We start from the raw sequence: 21,747 nt of genomic DNA on the forward strand, positions 1-21,747 counted from the left end.
TCGTGCAACCTAGTAATCCGCATATCCTAAGATCCGAACAATTTTTATCAGAGTTGGATCAGTTTGATTTGGTTATTGATGTCAGATCTCCAGCAGAATTTGCGCTGGATCATATTCCAGGGGCAGTTAACTATCCGGTTCTGAATAATGAGGAGCGCATCACAATTGGTACGCTCTACAAACAAGAGTCTCCTTTTGCCGCTAAAAAACTCGGCGCTGCATTAGTCTCAAGAAATATTGCTAACCACCTTGAAAATCATTTATTAGAAATGCCTCGCGAATGGCGGCCATTAATTTATTGTTGGCGTGGTGGCGAGAGAAGCAGTGCGTTTACCCACATCCTCAATCGGATTGGCTGGAAGGCGAAACAACTTGAAGGTGGTTATCAGGGTTTTAGAAGAACTGTCATTGATGGCCTAGATCAAATGGCTAGTCAGTTTTCATTTCAGGTGATTTGTGGAATGACGGGGAGCGGCAAAACGAGAGTCCTGCATGATATTGGCGCTCTCGGTGCTCAGATTCTGGACTTAGAGGGCTTGGCTGTGCACCGTGGCTCCGTATTGGGTAATGAGCCCAATATTGATCAACCGACCCAAAAAGGCTTTGAGACTGCTTTATGGAATGCCTTGCGTACGCTTGATCCGGCGAAGCCCGTTTATGTCGAGTCTGAAAGCAAAAAGGTAGGGGGCCTGCATGTGCCTGATGCCTTGATGGAAAAAATTCGTAATGGTGCTTGTATTGAATTGCGGTCGAGTACCCAAACTCGTGTCTCTTGGTTGATTCGTGAATACCATCACTTTTTAACGGATACCGACAATTTCAAACAGAAGTTAGCCTTGCTCACTACCCATTATGGAAAAGTACAAATCTCCAAATGGAATGAAGCCATTGATGCAGGTAATTTTCCAGAGCTGGTTGAGGAGTTGCTCGTAAAGCATTACGACCCCTCATATCAATCATCGATTGTGCGGAACTTTCCTCAATACAAGATCGAGAATTTTGTAAAGCTGCAGGATGATAGCGACGAGGCCTTTGCCAAAGCTGCAAAGGCCATCATCAGCAAGTCGGGCTCTTAGCTAAAAGCTTGAATACCAGTTTGCGCGCGACCAAGAATGAGGGCGTGGATATCGTGAGTGCCTTCGTAGGTATTCACAACTTCTAAGTTCAGCATGTGACGCACAACGCCATACTCATCAGAGATACCGTTACCGCCGTGCATATCGCGTGCCATACGTGCAATGTCTAAGGACTTGCCGCAAGAGTTACGCTTCATGATGGAGGTGATTTCAGGAGCGGCAATGCCTTCATCTTTCATGCGACCTAAACGCAAACAGCCTTGAAGGCCAAGAGTAATTTCAGTTTGCATATCAGCCAATTTCTTTTGAATCAATTGATTGGCGGCTAGTGGCTTGCCAAATTGTTTGCGATCCAAGGTGTACTGACGAGCGGCATACCAGCACCATTCAGCAGCGCCCAATGTGCCCCAAGCAATGCCGTAGCGGGCTGAGTTTAAGCAGGTGAAGGGGCCTTTGAGGCCTTCTACTTCGGGAAATTCATTTTCTGCTGGGACAAATACTTCATCCATCACGATTTCACCGGTGATAGAGGCACGTAGACCCATCTTGCCGCTAATTTTTGGCGCACTTAAGCCCTTCATGCCTTTTTCTAGGATGTAGCCGCGGATGATACCTTCATCATTTTTGGCCCAGACTACAAATACATCAGCAATCGGGGAATTGGAGATCCACATCTTGGAGCCCGTTAATGAAAATCCACCAGGAACTCTCTTAGCGCGGGTAATCATGCCACCAGCATCGGAACCATAGTTTGGTTCTGTTAAACCAAAGCAACCAATCCATTCGCCACTAGCTAATTTAGGAAGGTACTTTTGCTTTTGTGCTTCGCTACCAAATTCATTGATAGGCACCATGACCAAAGAGGATTGCACACTCATCATTGAGCGATAGCCAGAATCAACACGCTCAATCTCACGAGCAATTAAGCCGTAAGACACATAGTTCAAATTTGCACCACCATACTGCTCTGGGATGGTGATACCCAGGAGACCAAGTTCACCCATTTCGCGGAAGATGGCTGGGTCGGTTGTTTCATTGCGATAAGCATCATGAATGCGTGGCATGAGGCGTCCTTGAGCGTATTCAGCGGCTGCATCACGCACCATGCGCTCTTCTTCAGTTAGCTGGGTATCGAGAAGCAGGGGATCTGCCCAGTTAAAGCTTGCCTTACTTTTGCTCATTGCCTTGTCATCCTATATACGGTTTTATCGTTACTTTTGGCCTGCTTCCTGCGAATTTTCAGGAATGCAGATATTCTTGTTTGTATTATCCATTTTTCTGCACTTATGGACTCACCTAGACGTCATCGCTATTACGACCTCATTCTGGCTGCCTTTGTGGTCGTTTTGTTGTGCTCGAACTTTATTGGTGCTGGCAAGGCGGCGGTAGTGGATTTGCCGTACTTTGGGTCCGTCCCATTTGGCGCGGGAATCCTTTTTTTCCCAATCGCCTATTTTTTTGGCGATATCCTGACTGAGGTCTATGGCTACGCCTACGATCGTAGAGCGGTTTGGGCGGGTTTTGCTGCTCTTGCATTTGCAGCCATCATGGCTCAGATTGTCATAGCCCTGCCGGTTGCCTCTGGCGATTACATGGCCAATTACCAGAAGGGCCTTGAAATGGTTTTTGGAAACTCTTGGCGTATTGCCTTAGCTTCCATGTTCTCGTTTTGGTGCGGCAGTCTTATTAATAGCTATGTTTTGGCCAAAATGAAAGTCTGGACTCATGGACGCTTTCTTTGGATGCGTACGATTGGCTCGACTGCAGTAGGAGAGATGGTTGATTCTTCATTTTTCTATGTATTGGCTTTTTACGGCATTTGGCCAACCCATGAAATCATTCAGGTAGCGCTGGCTCAATACGTCCTTAAGACCTCCTGGGAGGTTCTAGCAACCCCTATGACCTATTGGGTCGTGAATTTACTCAAGCGCAAGGAAAATGAGGATTTCTACGATATTCACACGAATTTCACCCCATTTAGGGTCAAAGTCTAAGCAAGACCTGAAGCTTCCTGCCAACAAAGACCTCTAAGCCGTTAAAATGACGGTCTTTGCCCCCAAAGTCGGGGGTAACTATCCAATTGAATTTCAGAAAGCTAGAAAACATCCGTGCTGTCAGCATCTAATATCACTATGCAGTTTGGGGCAAAGCCTCTGTTTGAAAACATTTCCGTGAAGTTTGGCGGCGGCAATCGTTATGGTCTGATTGGCGCAAACGGTTGCGGTAAATCAACCTTCATGAAAATTTTAGGTGGCGAGCTTGAGCCAACTAGCGGCAATGTGAGCTTGGATCCTGGCATTCGTTTAGGTAAGTTGCGTCAAGATCAATTTGCCTATGAAGATGTGCGCGTACTCGATGTTGTGATGATGGGGCACGAAGAGATGTGGAAGGCCGCTGCTGAACGTGATGCGATCTACGCTAACCCAGATGCTACTGATGAAGATTACATGAAGGCTGCTGAGCTTGAGGGTAAGTATGCTGAATATGGTGGCTATACAGCAGAAGCTAAAGCAGGCGAGTTGTTATTAGGTATTGGTATTCCTATCGAGCAACACAATGGCCCGATGAGCAACGTTGCTCCAGGTTGGAAGTTGCGTGTACTGCTTGCGCAAGCATTGTTCTCTGACCCAGATGTTTTGTTGCTAGATGAGCCAACCAATAACTTGGATATTCACTCCATTCATTGGCTTGAAGATATCCTCAATCAGATTAAGAGCACCATCGTCATCATTTCCCATGACCGTCACTTCCTAAATGAAGTCTGTACGCATATGGCGGACATGGACTATGGAACATTGAAAGTCTACCCAGGCAATTACGACTCATACATGCTTGCTTCTGTGCAGGCGCGAACACAGCAACTGAGTTCTAACGTAAAAGCCAAAGAAAAAATTGCTGAATTGGCAGCTTTCGTGGCTCGCTTCTCTGCAAACGCTTCTAAGGCGCGTCAAGCTACTTCACGTCAAAGACAGTTAGAAAAAATCGAAATTGTTGAAGTAAAGCCTTCTTCACGTCAAAACCCATTTATTCGTTTTGATACTGAGAAGAAACTTCATAACATGGCTGTGGAGTGCAATGCGCTAACTAAAGCGTACGACCGTACCATCTTCAAGAACTTCAAGATTGCTATTCGTGCTGGTGAAAAGATTGCGATCATTGGTCAAAACGGCGCTGGTAAGACAACGCTTCTAAAGACTATTCTGAGCAAGCGCTTTGAAGGTATTGCCGCAGACAGCGGTGATGTGAAATGGGCTGAGAATGCAAATGTTGGTGTCATGCCGCAAGACAACACTGAGATGTTTGCTAAAGATGAGTTGCTCATGGATTGGATGAATTGGTGGCGCAATACTGGCGACGATGATCAAGTCATCCGTGGCACATTAGGTCGCTTACTGTTCTCTGGAGATGATATTGGTAAGTCTGTTAAGGTTCTCTCTGGTGGTGAAAAGGGCAGAATGATTTGGGGCAAACTCATGCTCCAAAAATATAACGTCCTAGCAATGGATGAGCCAACCAACCATATGGATATGGAATCCATTGAGAGCTTGCAAATTGCGCTTGAGAAATTCGATGGCACTTTGATATTTGTTTCTCATGACCGCGAGTTCGTATCTGCTTTAGCCAATCGCATCTTAGAAGTGAAGATGGATGGAACGGTTGAGGATTACTCTGGTACTTATGAAGAATATCTACGCAGCCAGGCATTAGCTGGCTGATGCAGGCAAACCAATTCGCTGTTTAAGTCAACAAGCCCATTAACTGGGCTTGTTTTCTTTGGCCTGTCGTTGAAAGCGCATTGCAGTACCTTCTGCACGAATACGCTGCCATACCAAGTCTTTCTCTTCCTGCGAAAAAAATACCCAATTACTTACTTCACCTAAAGTACGACCACAACCTTGGCAGATTTCATCGTAAAGCGTAGTGCACACACCAATACAAGGTGAATCAGAGTCTGCGTCTCCAGTAGAGAGGGAGTGCGAGCCATCTTGCAGGGGCGGTTTGGTGTCTTCAGAATTCATGGCTGTACTTTAGACGATTTCAAAGGACTGTGCTCGGCGAGCTCATCTACATAAGCCCCTATGCCTTGATGCTCACGATCTAAGAAGTGCTGCACTGCTTTAGCGAACTGAGGGTCGGCGATAAAGTGCGCTGACTGTATGGTCGTTGGCAAAAAGCCTCGCGCCATCTTGTGCTCTCCTTGGGCTCCACCTTCAAAAGTCTGTATCTTTTGAGAAATGCAATATTCAATCGCCTGGTAGTAAGCAGTTTCAAAGTGCAAGCAGGGCACATGCTCAATAGCGCCCCAATATCTGCCATAAGCCTTGGAATTTATAGGGTCAACTACGAGCAGTGATGCGGCAATTGGACTACCATTACGCTCAGCAATAATGAGATGCAGATTTTCGGGCATACGCTGTGCCCATAGCTTTAAGAAAGCCTCATTCAAATAGGGACTAGAGCGATGCTCTAAATAGGTGTTTGCATAGCAGCGATAAAAGAATTCCCAATCAGCGTCAGTAGATGCGATGCCTGGAACATGTCTGAAGCGAATAGACTCTCTTGCTACCTGTTCGCGCTCGCGCCGAATATTTTTACGACGCTTCATAGTAAGAACAGCTAAAAACTGCTCAAAATCATCAAAGCCTTGGTTGTGCCAATGAAACTGCACTGAATCCCGCAACATAAAACCTTGTTCCTTCAGGGACTCCACCTCGTCTGCGTATGGAAACAAGACGTGCGCTGATGACAGATTATTTTGCAGAACCAAGGCCTTTAAGCCTTCGATCAAACGTCTAGCAACTAGGCTGGCATCAATATTGCTCTGGCCAAGACTCAGAACGCGCGAGCCTTGAACTGGGGTAAAGGGAATAGCGCAGAGCGCTTTGGGAAAGTATTGCATTCCTTGTTGCTCATAAGCTTGAGCCCATGACCAATCAAATACAAATTCTCCATAAGAGTGTTGCTTGAGATAGAGGGGCAGGGCGCCTATTAGTTGCTGTTCATTTTTTAGCGTAAGGTGAGCAACCTGCCAACCAGTATTACCGCCAACACATCCCGTCTCCTCTAATGCACTGAGAAATTCATGGCGAAGAAAAGGTCCTGCATCTTTCGGAAGGAGAGCATTCCATTCGCTTGCGGAAATATCGCTTAAGCGATCAACTATTTCTAATTGAAACGAATCGGGCTCTGCCACGATTAGTGCTGAATGAGCTCTATTTTGTAACCATCAGGATCAGTAACAAAAGCAATGATGGTATCGCCGCCTGCTACCGGCCCAGCTTCACGAGTGACATCCCCCCCAGCTGCCTTGATGGCCGCACAAGCGATATAGGCATCGGGAACTTCGATTGCGATATGTCCATAGGCTGTGCCCAGGTCATAGGACTGAACGCCATGGTTGTAGGTCAGCTCAATCTCAGATTGACCATCGCCGTTCCCTTTACCAAAACCGACAAAGGCGAGTGAGTATTTTTGCTCCGGACGCTCAGTCGTACGTAATAAATTCATACCCAAAACTTTGGTGTAAAAGTTAATGGAGCGATTGAGGTCGCCGACGCGAAGCATTGTGTGTAGGATCATCATGGCTTAAATATAACGCTATTTATTTTTTCGTGTTGAGATAAAAAACCCCGGCATGTGACCGGGGTTTGCTGTATGACATTGCCTTACATGGATGCGTAGTTTGGACCACCGCCACCTTCAGGGGTAACCCAGACAATATTTTGAGTTGGATCTTTTATGTCACAAGTCTTGCAATGCACACAGTTTTGCGAATTAATTTGCAAACGAGGCTTACCATCTTGTTCAACATACTCATAAACGCCAGCAGGACAGTAGCGCTGCTCTGGACCTGCATAGGTTTTGAGATTGATATCTACTGGTACAGAATCATTTTTCAGGGTTAAATGAATTGGTTGATTCTCGGCGTGGTTGGTATTGGAGATAAACACAGAAGATAGACGATCAAACGTGATCTTGCCGTCTGGTTTTGGATAGTCAATTGGCTTGTGCTGTGCTGCTGGCTCTAAGCATTCATGATCGGCATGTTTTAAATGCACAGTCCATGGCATATTGCCGCCTAAAACCTTTTGCTCCAACCCCACCATCAATGTGCCGAGATAAAGTCCTTTGGACATCCATGGCTTAAAGTTGCGCGCTTGATTGAGTTCGGTATGCAACCAACTGTTTTGGAATGCGGTTGGGTAAGCAGACAAAACATCCTCTGAGCGGTTTTCATTAATCGCAGCGACTGCAGCTTCGGCAGCAAGCATGCCAGTTTTAATTGCAGCATGACTTCCCTTAATGCGAGAAGCATTTAAGAAGCCCGCATCGCATCCAATCAGAGCGCCACCAGGAAATACTGTTTTGGGCAGACTATTTAAACCACCCGCAGTTAAGGCGCGCGCTCCATAAGAAATGCGTTTGCCACCTTCAAATGTTTCGCGAATCTTTGGATGAAGTTTGTAGCGTTGGAATTCTTCGAAGGGAGAGAGGTAGGGGTTCTTATAAGAAAGTCCAACCACTAAACCAACAGCAACTTTGTTATCGCCAAGGTGGTAAAGGAATGAACCGCCATAGGTATCGCTTTCTAATGGCCAGCCTGCAGTATGAACAACAAGCCCAGGCTTGCTCTTGGATGGCTCTACTTCCCAGAGCTCTTTAATGCCAATGCCATAGCTCTGTGGGTCTGCATCTTTGTCTAATGCAAATTTAGAAATGAGCTGCTTGCCAAGATGACCGCGTGCGCCTTCAGCAAAGAGGGTGTACTTGCCACGTAATTCCATACCAAGCTGAAACTGATCGGTTGGATTACCCTCTTTATCTAAACCCATTGAGCCTGTAATTACGCCGCTGACTGCGCCTTGCTCGTTATAAAGAATTTCTGCAGCCGGAAAGCCAGGGAAAATTTCAACACCGAGATTTTCTGCTTGTTGACCGAGCCAGCGGGTTACGTTCGCAAGGCTGACAATATAGTTGCCTTCATTCTTAAAGCAGTGCGGCAACATCCAGTTTGGAACTTGAAATGAGTTATCGCTTGTCAAAAACAAAAATTGGTCTTGTGTCACCGGAGTATCGAGCGGTGCACCCAGCTCTTTCCAATCAGGAAATAACTCAGTGAGCGCTTTTGGATCCATTACAGCGCCAGAAAGAATGTGGGCACCGATTTCAGAACCCTTTTCCAATACGCAGACGCTAATTTCTTTTCCGGAGGCGCCGGCCAATTGCTTGGCTTTAATAGCGGCCGACAAACCTGCAGGACCGCCCCCAACAATGACCAAGTCATAGTCCATGGAATCTCTGGGGCCAAATTGCTCAACCAGCTCTGCAGCATTCATACAATTTCTCCGAAATTTCTCAAAATAGGGCATTTAAGCCCTAATAGTTTAGTTCTAACTGTCAAAAACCACCTTAGTGCCAAGACGGTCTCAATCATTGGGTCTGAAGCGTTATGATTGCTTTTTTACCCATTTTGGCAATATTAGGACAAAAGTAATGAATAAAACTTACCCATCGGCAGTAGATGCCTTGCGGGATATCTTAAAAGACGGACAAAAATTGGCTGTTGGCGGCTTTGGTCTTTGTGGCATTCCTGAAGCTTTGATCCAAGCGGTTAAGGATCTGGGCGCTCAGAACCTCACTGCAATTGCTAACAATGCTGGTGTAGATGGCTTTGGTTTAGGTTTATTGCTCAATTCACGTCAAGTGAAAAAGATGGTTGCATCCTATGTTGGTGAGAATAAAGAATTCGAACGTCAGTATTTGGCTGGTGAGTTGGAGTTGGAGTTCACGCCACAAGGTACTTTGGCTGAAAAATTACGTGCAGGTGGTTGTGGTATTCCTGCTTTCTATACCAAAACTGGTGTCGGTACTTTAGTTGCCGAAGGTAAGGAAGAAAAAGAATTTGATGGCGAGAAATACATCATGGAGCGTTCAATCATTTCCGATATCTCTTTAGTAAAAGCTTGGAAAGCAGACAAGTCCGGTAATTTGGTTTATCGCTACACGGCACGTAACTTCAATCCAGTGGTTGCAATGGCTGGCAAGATTACTGTTGCAGAGGTAGAGGAGATTGTGGAGAACGGTCAACTACATCCCGATGAGATTCATACACCTGGTATCTATGTGCATCGCTTGGTACTTCATAAGACTCCAGAAAAGCGTATCGAGCAGCGCACTTTGAGTGCAAAAGCGTAATTCCCCGAACAGTAAAGCCATAGAACAGCAATAGAACAGAATATTTAGGAAGATCAAGATGCCTTGGACTAGAGATGAGATGGCAGCACGTGCTGCTAAAGAATTAAAAGACGGTTACTACGTGAATTTGGGTATTGGTATGCCTACATTGGTAGCTAATCACGTACCAAAAGATATGGAAGTGTGGCTGCAGTCTGAAAATGGATTGTTAGGTATTGGCCCATTTCCATCCGAAGAAACCATTGACGCTGATTTAATCAATGCTGGCAAGCAAACAATTACGACTTTGCCTGGCTCATCTATTTTTTCTTCTGCCGATTCATTCGGCATGATTCGTGGCGGCAAAATCAACATCGCGATCTTGGGTGCAATGCAGGTAAGCGAACATGGCGACTTGGCTAACTGGATGATCCCAGGAAAAATGGTTAAGGGTATGGGCGGTGCAATGGATTTAGTTGCAGGCGTAAAGCACGTTGTTGTGTTGATGGAGCACGTTGCCAAGAAAAAAGATGGCACGGAAGAGCTCAAGATTTTGCCGAAGTGCACCTTGCCTTTGACCGGGGTAGGTGTGATTAGCCAGATCATCACAGATCTGTGTGTTCTTGACATCACCCCTAAAGGTTTGAAGTTGGTTGAATTGGCTCCAGGCGTGACTAAGGAAGAAGTTATTGCTAAAACTGGAGCCCCTGTTGACACAACAGGTTTCTAATCGACTTTATCAATTAATGGAATAATGGGTTCACCATGTCGGGCTCCCATCATTTCCACTCGAGGCCATCTAAACCCCAGAATCAATCTGGGGCAGATCCTTCCTTACATGCCCATAAAAAGGGCGATGCGCAGCATACCCACAGCAAACAAGTTTCCAATCAAAACCTCCTGTTAATTGCTTTAGTACTAACTTTAGGTTTCTCAGGGGTTGAGGGCGCTGCAGCCTATTTCGCTAATTCACTGGCTTTGATATCGGATGCCGGTCATATGGTGACCGATGCGGCAGCTTTAGGCCTCGCTTTATTAGCGCAAATTATTTCTCGTCGTCCGCCATCCCCAAAACATTCATTTGGTTTTGGACGTGCAGAGGCGCTAGCTGCATTTGTAAATAGTATTGCAATGCTTGTTCTAGTGGTGTGGATTGTCATTGAGGCAATTAGCCGCTTCTATGACCCCCATAAGGTTGATGGCTTCACAGTTACGGTTGTAGCCGCTATTGGCTTGCTAATGAATATCGTTGTGGCTTGGGTTCTATCGCGCGATAAGCAAAGCGTTAACACCCGTGCAGCACTTGTTCATGTCATGGGCGATCTATTGGGATCGGTTGCTGCATTGATTGCAGGTGTCGTGATTCAGCTGACAGGTTGGATGCCAATTGATGCCATCCTCTCTATTTTGGTCTCACTCCTTATCCTGAAATCCACCATTTCTATTCTTCATGAGTCTTATCACTTCTTGATGGAGGGTGTGCCTCTTCACATTGACTACTTACAAGTGGGCACTGATTTAAAGAATATTCCTGGTGTTCTGGCAGTACATGATCTGCACGTGTGGGAGATGACGCCTAGTTTCCCAGCCTTGATTGGCCATATTGAAATCGCCGAGATGCAAGAATGGCCTAAAATTATGGCCAGAATTAATGCAATGCTCTTGGATAAGCACGGTATTGATCATGTGACATTGCAGCCAGAAGAGGTTGGTGATGATCACGATCATCAACATGATCATGCAGACCATGAAATTCACAATGCCGCTCAGGCAGCAAATGTATTTCATGACGGTGATACTTTCTTTGTGGATTGTTCCAGCGGTGAGGAGAAACACCGTATGGCGTATCACGCTTGGGGAAACCCCGGCAATAAAGTATTGCTATGTGTTCATGGTCTAACAAGACGAGGCAGCGACTTTCAGACTCTTGCAAAGGCGATGTGTAAAGACTATTACGTTGTTTGTCCAGATATAGTTGGAAGAGGTGACTCAGATCGCTTAACTAACCCAATACTCTATGCAGTCCCCCAGTACGTTGCTGATATTGCTGCGCTAGTTAAGAAGCTGGATGTATCACAAGTTGATTGGTTGGGCACGTCTATGGGTGGCTTAATTGGTATGGTGTATGCCGCAATGCCTAACTCTCCGATTCGCAGAATGATCATCAATGATGTAGGTCCAAAGATTGAGCCGGAGGCAATTAAGCGTCTAGGTTCATACGTAGGGCAACCATTTACTTTTGCCGATCGCACGCAGGCACTTCAGCGCTTAAATGAAATCTGTGCCACGTTTGGCGACCACACTTCAGAGGAGTGGGAGACTTATAACGGCCCCATGTTGATTCAAAAGGATGGTAAATGGATCATGCATTACGACCCTGATATTGCTGTGCCGTTTGCCTCTGTTAATCCGATTATGGCAAAAGCTGGTGAGATGGCAATGTGGCATGCCTTCAAACAAATCCATATTCCGATGTTGATCGTACGTGGCGGTGATTCAGACCTGCTGTCAGCGGCTACCGTTGCACAGATGTGCAAAGTTAATCCTTATGCACGTAGTATTGAGATTCCTAATGTGGGTCATGCACCTGCATTCGTAAAAACAGAGCAAATTGCTTTAGCAAAAGAGTTCTTCGGTTAATTTTCATTAACTATTCTTAGTTGCCAATGGCAAACGCTTCTCATCAACCAGAAAAAGCAGCGCTATTTCAAGACGCCTGGTATGGAGAGCCAGCTGAGCTGCACTCGGCTGGTGTTTCACAAATACTGCAAACCCTTAATTTAGATGAAGCTACATTAACTGCGGCAAGTAACATTGCTCGCACGCATGGTAAAGAGGCGCTCATCAAACTCATTGGTGAAGAGTCTGCAAAGTTACTCATTGGCTATCGTGGCTTGCGTCAAGCACAGGGAAAATTAGTACGTGACGATGGTGGAATAAGTGTCACCGGTCAAGAAGAAATGCTGCGCAAAATGCTATTGGCATTTGGCGATGATCTGCGGGTAGTGCTGATCTACCTCGCATCTCGCTTGCAGACCTTGCGCTGGGTAACAAAAGAAAAGATAGAGATGCCTGCTGCCTGGGCGCAGGAGATTCTCAATATAGATGCCTCATTAGCTAATCGTTTGGGTATTTGGCAAATGAAGTGGGAGATGGAAGACTTGGCCTTTCGAGCTTTATCTCCTCAGACTTATCGTGACATTGCCACAATGTTGGATGCGAAACGGATTGAGCGTCAATCATTTATCGATCAAATTGTCTTGCAGCTACAGGGCGAACTAAAAGTGGCGCAGATACAAGGCGAAGTGCTTGGTAGGCCAAAACACATTTACAGTATTTGGAAAAAGATGGAAGGCAAAGCATTAGACTTTGCAAATCTTTATGATGTCCGAGCGTTTCGGGTCTTGGTCGATGATGTCAAATCCTGCTATGCCGTATTAGGAATTGTTCATAACGTTTGGCAGCCGGTACCAAGAGAGTTTGACGATTACATAGCCCGCCCTAAACCTAACGGTTACCAATCTCTGCACACCGTAGTGATGAATGATGACGGTACCGCATTTGAGGTTCAGGTACGTACACAAGAAATGCATCAGCAAGCTGAATATGGCTTAGCTGCACATTGGCGCTATAAAGAAGGTGCTTATATTGGTATGGCGACGCCGCCCAATTCCGCAAAAACCAATAAGCCCAGCATCAATCATCAACAAGGTACACACAGTGCTGAAGTTGCCTATGAAAGGCAGATTGCCTGGGCCCGTCAGCTTATCTCCTGGAAAGAAGATGCTTGGGAGCAACTCAAGCACCATGAGATTGATGATCATATTTACGTACTCACCCCTCTAGGAAAAGTAATCTCTCTGGAAAAGGGTTCCACACCAATTGATTTTGCTTATGCAGTTCATACCAACCTAGGTCATCGTTGCAGGGGTGCTCGGGTAGATGGTGCAATGGTGCCTCTTGAAACGGCATTGAAGAATGGCCAGACCATCGAGATCATTGCCGTCAAACACGGCGGCCCATCACGAGATTGGATTAGCCCAGATAAAAACTATGTTCGCTCGCAAAGGGCGCGTCAGCGAGTGCGGGCTTGGTTCAATGCTCTTGATGATGAGGAAGCCGGTCAATCTACAAAGCCTGTTGATAACAAAGCTGAGTTAAATCCAGAGATAAAACCAGCGACACCAGAAATCGTTTTACGTAATAGCAGTCATAAAGCGGGGCGGGGTGGTGATGTTTTAGTGGTTGGAGTGGAATCTTTGCTAACGCAGTTGGCGCGTTGCTGCCGACCCGTTCCACCAGACTCCATAGCGGGATTTGTGACCCAAGGCAGAGGTGTCTCGATTCATCGTCGCTCCTGCAAAACTTTTAGAGGTCTTCTCGAAAGAGCGCCAGAGCGGGTAATCCAAACGGCCTGGACAGCTTCGGCTGCAGATCCATTGGTAAATCAAGAGCAAAAACGTGTATTTCCAGCGGATTTGGTCGTGGCAGGCTTAGATCGACCCGAGTTAATGCGGGAGCTCTTTGAGATTCTTACCCGTCAAGGCGTACATGTCATTGATCTGCGTAAATCAGCCAAAAAAGGTCTAGCCCAGATCCTTTTAACGATTGAGGTGAAGGATTCGGAAGTGCTTCGGCTGGTTCAAAATAGCCTAGAAGAGGTTAAAGGCGTCACCCAAGTGCGCCGCCGGTGATAAACTCTATGGCTGTATAGGCTCGTAGCTCAGCTGGTTAGAGCACCACCTTGACATGGTGGGGGTCGTTGGTTCGAGTCCAATCGAGCCTACCAACGAATAGGACCCAAAGCGCGGTTGCCCAAAAGCTGCCGCGCTTTATTTTTAGGTCATCGAAGTAAAACGGAAGTTCAGTAAATAAGATGGAGTCGTCATGCTTGTAGTTACTCTACCCGATGGATCAAAACGTGAGTTTGAGGCCCCAGTCCGCGTCGCAGATGTTGCGCAAAGCATTGGTAGCGGCCTTGCAAAAGCTGCATTAGGTGGCATCGTCGACGGCAAGATGGTCGATACCAGTTTTGTAATCGACAAAGATAGTCAGCTAGCCATCATCACCGACAAGAGTCCTGAGGCGCTCGAGATTGTGCGTCACTCTACAGCACACTTATTGGCGTACGCAGTAAAAGAATTATTCCCGGAAGCGCAAGTAACGATTGGACCAGTAATCGAGAATGGTTTTTACTATGACTTCTCTTATCATCGTCCATTCACTCCAGATGACTTAGTTGCTCTAGAGAAGAAAATGACTGAGCTCGCTAAAAAAGATGAGCCAGTTACTCGCACAGTAATGCCGCGCGATGACGCCGTTGAGTTTTTCAAGAAGCAGGGTGAAAACTACAAAGCAGAATTGATTGCTAGCATTCCGCAGGGTGAAGATGTCTCCTTATACGCTGAGGGCAAGTTCACTGATTTATGCCGTGGCCCACACGTGCCATCTACCGGCAAGCTCAAGGTATTTAAGTTGATGAAGCTTGCTGGGGCTTACTGGCGTGGCGATAGCAAGAATGAGATGCTGCAACGCATATACGGCACCGCATGGCTTCGTAAAGAAGATCAAGACGCTTACTTGCATATGCTTGAAGAGTCAGAGAAGCGCGATCATCGTCGTCTTGGCAAGCAACTCGATTTATTCCATTTCCAAGAAGAAGCACCAGGTTTAATTTTCTGGCATCCAAAAGGATGGGCAATCTGGCAAGAAGTTGAGCAATACATGCGTCGCGTGTATCAGCAAGAAGGCTACCAAGAAGTCAAAGCGCCACAGATTTTGGATCGTGCGCTTTGGGAGAAGTCTGGTCACTGGGAAAACTACAAAGAAAATATGTTTACGACTGAGTCGGAGAATCGTGCTTATGCATTAAAGCCGATGAACTGCCCAGGCCACGTGCAAATTTATAACTCTGGTTTGCATAGCTATCGTGAATTGCCATTGCGTTTTGGTGAGTTTGGACAATGCCATCGCAATGAACCATCTGGTGCATTGCATGGTTTGATGCGTGTGCGTGGTTTCACACAAGACGATGGCCATATTTTCTGTACAGAAGATCAAATTCAGTCTGAAGTGGCCAACTTTGATAAAGCGGTACGCGCTGTGTATCAAGATTTTGGGTTTACTGAAGTAGCTGTGAAGTTGGCCTTGCGTCCTGCCAAACGCGTTGGTGATGATGCGATTTGGGACAAAGCAGAAGAAGCCCTTCGTGGGGCCTTAAAGGCTTCAGGTCAAGAATGGGAAGAATTACCAGGCGAGGGCGCTTTTTACGGTCCGAAGATCGAATACCACCTTAAGGACTCGATTGGGCGTACTTGGCAGTGCGGCACGATTCAAGTGGATTTCTCGATGCCAGCCCGTTTGGGTGCTGAATACGTGGCTGAAGACAATAGTCGCAGGACCCCGGTCATGCTACATAGGGCAATTGTGGGCTCTTTAGAGCGTTTTATCGGCATTTTGATCGAAAATCACGCTGGAAACATGCCAGTTTGGCTAGCTCCAACCCAGGCTGTAGTGCTCAATATCTCCGGAAATTCTGCTGCATATGCACAAAAAGTGCAGCAATTACTGAAAAAACAAGGGTTTAGAGTCGAATCTGATTTGCGGAACGAGAAAATTACGTATAAAATACGTGAGCATGCATTACAGAAGATCCCATTTTTGCTAGTTGTAGGGGATAAAGAATCTGAAAGTAATACGGTGGCCGTTCGTGCCCGTGGCGGAGTGGATTTAGGTGTAATGCCTCTTGATGCCTTCGTTACCCGACTCCAGCAGGATATATCCCAGAAAGTCGGACCCGAGCCTAGCTAGGGTTAGAACGGTTTTTATTGTTTTTTTAAAGGAATTAAGAAGATCGCTACTGAAAAATTGCAGCGCATTAACCGGGAAATTACTGCTCCTGAAGTGCGTTTGATTGGAATGGATGGGGAACCCATCGGTGTAGTTAAGTTGAGTGAAGCCTTGGCTTTAGCAGAAGAGAAAGAGACCGATTTGGTTGAAATTGCTCCGACGGCTGTGCCACCTGTAGTCCGCATCATGGACTTCGGCAAATTCAAATACCAAGAAGCCAAGCGGATGCATGAAGCTAAGCTGAAGCAAAAAGTAATTCAGGTGAAGGAAGTTAAATTCCGCCCTGGTACTGATGATGGTGACTATGGTGTAAAGCTACGCAATCTAATCCGCTTTTTGGAAGATGGCGATAAGACAAAGATTACGCTGCGGTTTCGGGGTCGTGAAATGGCCCACCAAGAAATCGGAGTCAGAATGTTGGAACGTTTGAAGCTGGACCTCGTTGAGTTTGGTCAAGTCGAACAGTTTCCAAAAATGGAAGGCCGCCAGATGGTGATGGTATTGGCCCCCATTCGTAAGGCTAAGTAACTAGGTTCTACCTGGTTCTTATGTAGGGAGGTGCTCTTAGTGAATAACTGAGGATGCCGGTAGTTTGAAGTGCTTCTGGGTACAGGAAGAGTAACCGTCGGTTACCACCTATGTTGCACAAGTAATTGAAGGGGTGCTTTATGCCCAAGATGAAGAGCAAGAGTAGCGCTAAAAAGCGCTTCACGGTTCGCGCAGGCGGAACGATTAAACGAGGACAGGCTTTCAAACGCCATATCCTCACCAAGAAGACCACAAAGAATAAGCGTCACCTCCGTGGTTCCACAGAAGTTGCGAAAGCTGACGTTAAGTCAATTCGCTCTATGCTTCCATACGCTTAACCTCAGACTAGATTAGGAGAATTAAATGCCAAGAGTCAAACGTGGGGTTACAGCAAGAGCCCGTCATAAGAAAATCACCGATGCTGCTACAGGTTACCGTGGCCGTCGTAAGAACGTATTCCGTATTGCTAAGCAAGCGGTTATGCGTGCTGGTCAATATGCATATCGTGACCGTCGCAATAAGAAACGTGTATTCCGTGCTTTGTGGATTGCTCGTATCAACGCGGCAGTTCGTCAGCATGACATGACCTATAGCGTATTCATGAATGGTATGAAGAAAGCAGCGATCGAACTCGACCGCAAAGTACTTTCTGATATGGCCATTGCTGACAAAGCAGCTTTTGCTGCTTTGGTTACTCGGATCAAATCCGTAGTAAACGCTGCAGCTTAATTAGTTTTCTAAACTAAGCTGCAATGGTTTCTCTCGACCACATTGTCGAGGATGCTAAACGTGATTTCCTCGGAGCTGCCGATGCGGCAGCTCTAGAGGACGCGAAAGCCAAGTATCTCGGTAAGTCAGGTGTTCTCACTGAGCGTTTAAAAGCGCTTGGTGGAATGTCGCCTGAGGAGCGCAAGAGTGCTGGCGCCCAAATTAATCAAATCAAAACTCAAGTAGAAGCTGCATTACAAGAGCGTCGCCAAGCTTTAGCTGATGCTGTGTTGATGCAACGCCTTGCGGCGGAGTCTATTGACGTTTCCTTGCCTGGCCGTGGCCAAGCAGTAGGTAGCTTGCATCCAGTGATGCGCACCTGGGAACGTGTTGAAGAGATTTTCCGCTCAATTGGTTTTGATGTAGCAGACGGACCTGAAATTGAAACCGATTGGTTTAATTTCACCGCCTTAAATAGTCCTGAGAATCATCCTGCACGCTCAATGCAGGATACGTTTTATATCGATGGCAAAGATTCCAATGAGAAGCCTTTGTTATTGCGTACGCATACCAGCCCGATTCAGGTTCGTTACGCGAGCGAGCATGTAAAAAAATACGCTAACGCTGATGTAATGCCACCAATCAAAGTGATTGCTCCGGGTAGAACTTATCGTGTGGATAGCGATGCAACGCATTCACCGATGTTCCATCAGGTGGAAGGCTTATGGATTGCAGAAAGTGTTTCATTCGCAGATCTCAAAGGCGTGTACACCGATTTCCTGAGAACTTTCTTTGAAACCAATGAATTACAGGTTCGCTTCCGTCCTTCGTATTTCCCATTTACAGAGCCATCGGCTGAGATTGATATGGCCTTTGGTAGCGGCAAGCTCGCCGGTCGTTGGTTAGAGATCTCTGGAGCAGGGCAGGTTCATCCAAATGTATTGCGCAATATGGGCATAGACCCAGAGCGCTATACCGGCTTTGCCTTTGGTTCTGGTCTTGAGCGCTTAACAATGCTACGTTATGGCGTGGATGATTTACGTCTCTTCTTTGAAAACGATCTGCGTTTCTTGGCGCAGTTTCCTGCTTAAAAACATCATTACTACTTAACCTTTGATCGCGCTATGCAATTTTCAGAATCTTGGCTTCGTCAGTATGTAAACCCATCACTTGATAGTGATGCGCTTGGTCATGCAATGACAATGGCAGGTTTAGAAGTTGAAGAGCAGCATTCAGTAGCTCCAGCATTTACTAAGATTGTGATTGCGCAGATTTTGTCTGCTGAGCAGCACCCAGATGCGGACCGTTTACGTGTATGTAAAGTGGACGCAGGTACAGGACAAGAATTACAAATCGTTTGTGGCGCGCCTAATGCGCGTGCTGGTATTAAGATTCCATGCGCTATGGTTGGCGCTGAATTGCCGCCAGCTGAAGCAGGCGGAAAGCCATTCATGATCAAGGTAGGCAAGCTGCGTGGTGTAGAAAGCCAAGGCATGCTGTGCTCTGGTCGCGAACTTGGCTTAGGTGATGATCACGAGGGTATCTTGGAGCTTCCAGCTGATGCCCCAGTTGGAAAAGATATTCGCGAATACTTAGATCTTGATGATCAAATCTTTGTAATTAAGTTAACCCCTAATAAAGCTGATTGCCTCTCATTGATGGGCATGGCGAGAGAAGTGTCTGCTATTACTGGTGCTGCGCTCTGCGCGCCCAAGTGGACTCCGCCAGCTGTATCAATAGACGATAAGCGCAAAGTCGCGATAGAAAATAAAGAGCTTTGTGGTCGCTTTGCGGGGCGCGTAATTCGTGGTGTCAATCCACAGGCTAAAACGCCAGAATGGATCGTGCAACGTTTATCGCGCGCCGGCCAAAGAAGCATTTCTGCTTTGGTGGATCTCTCTAATTATGTGATGTTAGAAATGGGTCAACCTACCCACGTATTCGATATCGATAGGTTAAATGGCGATATCACCGTTCGTTGGGCTAAGGCAGGTGAAACCCTTGAGCTTTTGAATGGCCAGACAGTCATCTTGCAGGGCCCTGACTCTGCGGGCAAGTTGCAAGATGCTGGCGTAGTGGCCGACCAATCTGGTCCAGTGGCATTAGCCGGCATTATGGGCGGCAATCATTGCGCCGTATCGGATGACACCAAGAATATTTATGTTGAAGCAGCCTATTGGTTGCCTTCGGCAATACAAGGTCGTGCCCGTCGCTTTAATTTCAGCACCGATGCAGCTCACCGCTTTGAGCGTGGCGTAGATCCGCAAAATACTGTCAATTGCTTAGAGTATCTCAGTGCCTTAATTATTGAGGTATGCGGTGGTCAAGCTGGCCCAATAGATGACCAGATATTGAATGTGCCTGAGCGTAAGCCAGTCAAAATGCGCTTGGCCAGAGCGGAAAAAGTCATTGGAATTCCACTTACCAAAGAAATAGTCTCCGATGTATTTAAGCGCCTTGCTTTTGAATTCAAGCAAGAAGGCGATGCTTTTGTTGTAACGCCTCCAAGCTATCGTTTTGATATTGAGATAGAAGAAGATTTGATTGAAGAAGTTGCACGCATGTACGGCTTCGAAAATATTCCCGATCAACCGCCAGTAGCTTCATTGAAAATGAGCGCTAAAGCGGAAGCGAAACGCGGCATTCATTTGCTACGTCAGCGCTTGGCTTTGCAAGGCTATCAAGAGGCTGTAAATTTTGGATTCACCGATCTAGAGAGTGAACAGCGTCTTGCAGGCGCACAAGAACAAGACCTCATTAAGGTGCTCAACCCAATCGCCAATCAGTATGGCGTCATGCGCAGCACTCTATGGGGTGGTTTATTGGGCAACCTCAAGTCTAATTTAAACCGCGGAGCAGGGCGTTTACGCCTGTTTGAGACTGGTCGCGTATTCAAGCGTGACGCTAACGCTCAAGAGGAAGCTGGCAAGGTAGCCGGCTTTCTCCAGCCGCAAAAAATTGGCGGCTTAGCTTATGGATCTTTTGTGCCCGAGCAATGGGCCAATGCAACCCGTGTAGTCGACTTCTTTGATGTGAAGGGCGACCTAGAGCGTGTTTTAGATCCTCTGCATTTTGTTACTGAAGTTGCGCAGCATCCCGCCTTACATCCAGGTCGCTCAGCTCAAGTTTTATTAAAAGCTGGCAAATCTAATATTGCAATTGGTTGGATTGGTGAATTGCACCCTGGATTACAGCAAGCCTATGAGTTGCCACAAGCACCAGTCTTATTTGAATTAGATTTAGATCCGATTCGTGAGCTTGGTTTACCTGTGCCTGAAGAGTTGAGTAAATTTCCAGCTGTGCAGCGTGACCTAGCTTTAGTAGTGAAGCAAAGTGTGTCTGCGCAATCTTTATTGGATGCAATGGCTGCTAGTAAACAAAACTTCGTACGTAATATTGAACTCTTTGATGAGTTCAAGCCTAAGGCCGGATCAAGTAGCATGGCAGATGATGAGAGGAGTTTGGCTTTCCGCGTCACCCTGTTAAACCCTAATGAAACATTGCAGGATCCCCAAATTGATGCAGTAATGGCATCTTTATTGGGTGCGGTAGAGAAAAAGTGCGCAGCCCGTTTGCGCTAGGTTTAATATTAAGCATCAATCAAATAATTAATTAGTTACCAAAGAGACTAGCAATGACTGAATTGATTTCTAACGATACCGTTACCAAGAATGAGCTCTCTGAAGCTCTTTTTGATCAAGTCGGACTGAATAAGCGTGAAGCAAAAGATATGATCGATGCATTTTTTGATCGTATTGGCCAATCTCTTGAGGCTGGTGTAGAAGTGAAGATCTCTGGTTTTGGTAATTTCCAGTTGCGCAATAAATCGGCTCGTCCTGGCCGAAATCCAAAGACAGGTCAAATGATTCCGATCGCTGCTAGACGCGTAGTTACGTTTCACGCAAGTCAAAAGCTTAAAGATGTAGTGGAGTCACATGCTCGAGAAAACCGAGTTTGATGCCAGCTCAGCACTGCTGAGCTCTCAACTTCCCCCGATACCCGCGAAGCGTTATTTCACGATTGGTGAAGTGGCTGATCTTTGCGGTGTCCGTTCCCACGTACTGCGTTACTGGGAACAAGAGTTTTCACAGCTCAGCCCCCAAAAGCGTCGTGGCAATCGTCGTTACTACCAGCACCATGAGGTAGTCTTGATCAGAAAAATTCGCTCACTTCTTTATGAAGAGGGCTTTACGATCAGTGGCGCACGAAATCGTCTGGAAGAAGCTCGCGGCGACCTGCGTCTGCGTGAAGAATTACAAGCCGTCCTGCAGATTCTCTCTAAATAGTTACTGATACAATTTTGTCTTTCGTCGGGGCGTAGCGCAGCCTGGTAGCGTACATGCATGGGGTGCATGTGGTCGGAGGTTCAAATCCTCTCGCCCCGACCAATCATATTCATCCCCTCATTTCT

General features: G+C 46.5%; 20 protein-coding genes and 2 tRNA genes. 17 read left to right on the forward strand and 5 right to left on the reverse strand.

Annotated elements, in window-relative coordinates; genetic code table 11:
* Positions 1-2 precede the first annotated feature (2 nt).
* Entirely contained in the window at positions 3-1,076 is a 1,074-nt protein-coding gene (gene mnmH / locus ICN36_RS07520; RefSeq protein ID WP_216227794.1) for a tRNA 2-selenouridine(34) synthase MnmH, read from the forward strand.
* Here the strand turns inward: mnmH and ICN36_RS07525 are convergent.
* Complete coding sequence (locus tag ICN36_RS07525; RefSeq protein ID WP_216227795.1) at positions 1,073-2,257, reverse strand: acyl-CoA dehydrogenase; 1,185 nt, start codon at positions 2,255-2,257, stop codon at positions 1,073-1,075. The genes mnmH and ICN36_RS07525 overlap by 4 nt on opposite strands.
* Before the next feature lie 105 nt (positions 2,258-2,362).
* On the opposite strand from ICN36_RS07525, the gene ICN36_RS07530 reads away from it, so the two are divergent.
* Both ICN36_RS07530 and ICN36_RS07535 read left to right on the forward strand, forming a co-directional pair.
* Positions 2,363-3,070 carry a queuosine precursor transporter gene (locus ICN36_RS07530; protein ID WP_216227796.1) on the forward strand — a complete coding sequence of 236 codons (708 nt, stop codon included), beginning with the start codon at positions 2,363-2,365 and terminating at the stop codon, positions 3,068-3,070.
* A 114-nt stretch (positions 3,071-3,184) separates the two neighbouring features.
* Positions 3,185-4,792, forward strand: coding sequence for an ABC-F family ATPase (locus ICN36_RS07535; RefSeq protein ID WP_216227797.1), 1,608 nt, complete (start codon positions 3,185-3,187; stop codon positions 4,790-4,792).
* 39 nt (positions 4,793-4,831) lie between these two features.
* On the opposite strand, the gene ICN36_RS07540 is transcribed toward ICN36_RS07535, so the two are convergent.
* The 4 genes from ICN36_RS07540 to ICN36_RS07555 all read right to left on the reverse strand — a co-directional run bounded on the left by ICN36_RS07540 (position 4,832) and on the right by ICN36_RS07555 (position 8,413).
* Positions 4,832-5,095, reverse strand: a complete 264-nt coding sequence (locus tag ICN36_RS07540) for a DUF1289 domain-containing protein (RefSeq protein WP_216227798.1) — start codon at positions 5,093-5,095, stop codon at positions 4,832-4,834.
* Complete coding sequence (locus tag ICN36_RS07545; protein ID WP_370623456.1) at positions 5,092-6,273, reverse strand: GNAT family N-acetyltransferase; 1,182 nt, start codon at positions 6,271-6,273, stop codon at positions 5,092-5,094. The genes ICN36_RS07540 and ICN36_RS07545 overlap by 4 nt, the downstream gene beginning before the upstream one ends.
* Positions 6,273-6,659 (reverse strand): lactoylglutathione lyase, encoded by a 387-nt coding sequence (gene gloA / locus ICN36_RS07550; RefSeq protein WP_216227800.1) that lies wholly within the window; start codon positions 6,657-6,659, stop codon positions 6,273-6,275. The genes ICN36_RS07545 and gloA overlap by 1 nt, the downstream gene beginning before the upstream one ends.
* Positions 6,660-6,742: 83 nt before the next feature.
* On the reverse strand, positions 6,743-8,413 hold the full coding sequence (locus ICN36_RS07555) for an electron transfer flavoprotein-ubiquinone oxidoreductase (protein ID WP_216227801.1): 1,671 nt from the start codon (positions 8,411-8,413) through the stop codon (positions 6,743-6,745).
* Between the two features lie 157 nt (positions 8,414-8,570).
* On the opposite strand from ICN36_RS07555, the gene ICN36_RS07560 reads away from it, so the two are divergent.
* From ICN36_RS07560 to ICN36_RS07625, 14 genes are all read left to right on the forward strand, one after another.
* Positions 8,571-9,272, forward strand: a complete 702-nt coding sequence (locus tag ICN36_RS07560) for a CoA transferase subunit A (RefSeq protein ID WP_216227802.1) — start codon at positions 8,571-8,573, stop codon at positions 9,270-9,272.
* A 58-nt stretch (positions 9,273-9,330) separates the two neighbouring features.
* Positions 9,331-9,981 (forward strand): CoA transferase subunit B, encoded by a 651-nt coding sequence (locus ICN36_RS07565; RefSeq protein WP_216227803.1) that lies wholly within the window; start codon positions 9,331-9,333, stop codon positions 9,979-9,981.
* Between the two features lie 35 nt (positions 9,982-10,016).
* Positions 10,017-11,891, forward strand: coding sequence for an alpha/beta fold hydrolase (locus tag ICN36_RS12130; protein WP_216227804.1), 1,875 nt, complete (start codon positions 10,017-10,019; stop codon positions 11,889-11,891).
* A gap of 26 nt (positions 11,892-11,917) precedes the next feature.
* Entirely contained in the window at positions 11,918-13,945 is a 2,028-nt protein-coding gene (locus tag ICN36_RS07575; protein WP_216227805.1) for a bifunctional (p)ppGpp synthetase/guanosine-3',5'-bis(diphosphate) 3'-pyrophosphohydrolase, read from the forward strand.
* Between the two features lie 18 nt (positions 13,946-13,963).
* A tRNA-Val gene (locus ICN36_RS07580) sits at positions 13,964-14,040 on the forward strand.
* 98 nt (positions 14,041-14,138) lie between these two features.
* On the forward strand, positions 14,139-16,061 hold the full coding sequence (gene thrS / locus ICN36_RS07585) for a threonine--tRNA ligase (RefSeq protein WP_216227806.1): 1,923 nt from the start codon (positions 14,139-14,141) through the stop codon (positions 16,059-16,061).
* 42 nt (positions 16,062-16,103) lie between these two features.
* Positions 16,104-16,628, forward strand: coding sequence for a translation initiation factor IF-3 (infC, locus tag ICN36_RS07590; RefSeq protein ID WP_216196610.1), 525 nt, complete (start codon positions 16,104-16,106; stop codon positions 16,626-16,628).
* 140 nt (positions 16,629-16,768) lie between these two features.
* On the forward strand, positions 16,769-16,966 hold the full coding sequence (rpmI, locus tag ICN36_RS07595) for a 50S ribosomal protein L35 (protein WP_011902674.1): 198 nt from the start codon (positions 16,769-16,771) through the stop codon (positions 16,964-16,966).
* Positions 16,967-16,991: 25 nt separating this feature from the next.
* Entirely contained in the window at positions 16,992-17,357 is a 366-nt protein-coding gene (rplT, locus tag ICN36_RS07600; RefSeq protein ID WP_011902675.1) for a 50S ribosomal protein L20, read from the forward strand.
* Positions 17,358-17,380: 23 nt separating this feature from the next.
* Positions 17,381-18,427, forward strand: a complete 1,047-nt coding sequence (pheS, locus tag ICN36_RS07605) for a phenylalanine--tRNA ligase subunit alpha (protein ID WP_216156758.1) — start codon at positions 17,381-17,383, stop codon at positions 18,425-18,427.
* A 33-nt stretch (positions 18,428-18,460) separates the two neighbouring features.
* On the forward strand, positions 18,461-20,917 hold the full coding sequence (gene pheT / locus ICN36_RS07610; RefSeq protein ID WP_216227807.1) for a phenylalanine--tRNA ligase subunit beta: 2,457 nt from the start codon (positions 18,461-18,463) through the stop codon (positions 20,915-20,917).
* A gap of 53 nt (positions 20,918-20,970) precedes the next feature.
* Positions 20,971-21,294 carry an integration host factor subunit alpha gene (locus tag ICN36_RS07615; RefSeq protein WP_215392528.1) on the forward strand — a complete coding sequence of 108 codons (324 nt, stop codon included), beginning with the start codon at positions 20,971-20,973 and terminating at the stop codon, positions 21,292-21,294.
* Positions 21,272-21,622, forward strand: coding sequence for a MerR family transcriptional regulator (locus ICN36_RS07620; RefSeq protein WP_216190180.1), 351 nt, complete (start codon positions 21,272-21,274; stop codon positions 21,620-21,622). Before ICN36_RS07615 ends, ICN36_RS07620 begins: the two co-directional genes overlap by 23 nt.
* A 25-nt stretch (positions 21,623-21,647) precedes the next feature.
* Positions 21,648-21,724, forward strand: a tRNA-Pro gene (locus tag ICN36_RS07625).
* Positions 21,725-21,747: the final 23 nt, after the last annotated feature.

Source organism: Polynucleobacter sp. UK-Gri1-W3, from assembly GCF_018881595.1.
Classification (GTDB): Bacteria; Pseudomonadota; Gammaproteobacteria; order Burkholderiales; family Burkholderiaceae; genus Polynucleobacter.

Coding starts and splice junctions, on each gene's coding strand:
- ICN36_RS07525 (WP_216227795.1), bottom strand. CDS start 2,257: ATGAGCAAAAGTAAGGCAAGCTTTAACTGGGCAGATCCCCTGCTTCTC.
- ICN36_RS07530 (WP_216227796.1), top strand. CDS start 2,363: ATGGACTCACCTAGACGTCATCGCTATTACGACCTCATTCTGGCTGCC.
- ICN36_RS07540 (WP_216227798.1), bottom strand. CDS start 5,095: ATGAATTCTGAAGACACCAAACCGCCCCTGCAAGATGGCTCGCACTCC.
- gloA (WP_216227800.1), bottom strand. CDS start 6,659: ATGATGATCCTACACACAATGCTTCGCGTCGGCGACCTCAATCGCTCC.
- ICN36_RS07555 (WP_216227801.1), bottom strand. CDS start 8,413: ATGAATGCTGCAGAGCTGGTTGAGCAATTTGGCCCCAGAGATTCCATG.
- ICN36_RS07560 (WP_216227802.1), top strand. CDS start 8,571: ATGAATAAAACTTACCCATCGGCAGTAGATGCCTTGCGGGATATCTTA.
- ICN36_RS07565 (WP_216227803.1), top strand. CDS start 9,331: ATGCCTTGGACTAGAGATGAGATGGCAGCACGTGCTGCTAAAGAATTA.
- ICN36_RS12130 (WP_216227804.1), top strand. CDS start 10,017: ATGTCGGGCTCCCATCATTTCCACTCGAGGCCATCTAAACCCCAGAAT.
- ICN36_RS07575 (WP_216227805.1), top strand. CDS start 11,918: ATGGCAAACGCTTCTCATCAACCAGAAAAAGCAGCGCTATTTCAAGAC.
- thrS (WP_216227806.1), top strand. CDS start 14,139: ATGCTTGTAGTTACTCTACCCGATGGATCAAAACGTGAGTTTGAGGCC.
- rpmI (WP_011902674.1), top strand. CDS start 16,769: ATGCCCAAGATGAAGAGCAAGAGTAGCGCTAAAAAGCGCTTCACGGTT.
- rplT (WP_011902675.1), top strand. CDS start 16,992: ATGCCAAGAGTCAAACGTGGGGTTACAGCAAGAGCCCGTCATAAGAAA.
- pheS (WP_216156758.1), top strand. CDS start 17,381: ATGGTTTCTCTCGACCACATTGTCGAGGATGCTAAACGTGATTTCCTC.
- pheT (WP_216227807.1), top strand. CDS start 18,461: ATGCAATTTTCAGAATCTTGGCTTCGTCAGTATGTAAACCCATCACTT.
- ICN36_RS07615 (WP_215392528.1), top strand. CDS start 20,971: ATGACTGAATTGATTTCTAACGATACCGTTACCAAGAATGAGCTCTCT.
- ICN36_RS07620 (WP_216190180.1), top strand. CDS start 21,272: ATGCTCGAGAAAACCGAGTTTGATGCCAGCTCAGCACTGCTGAGCTCT.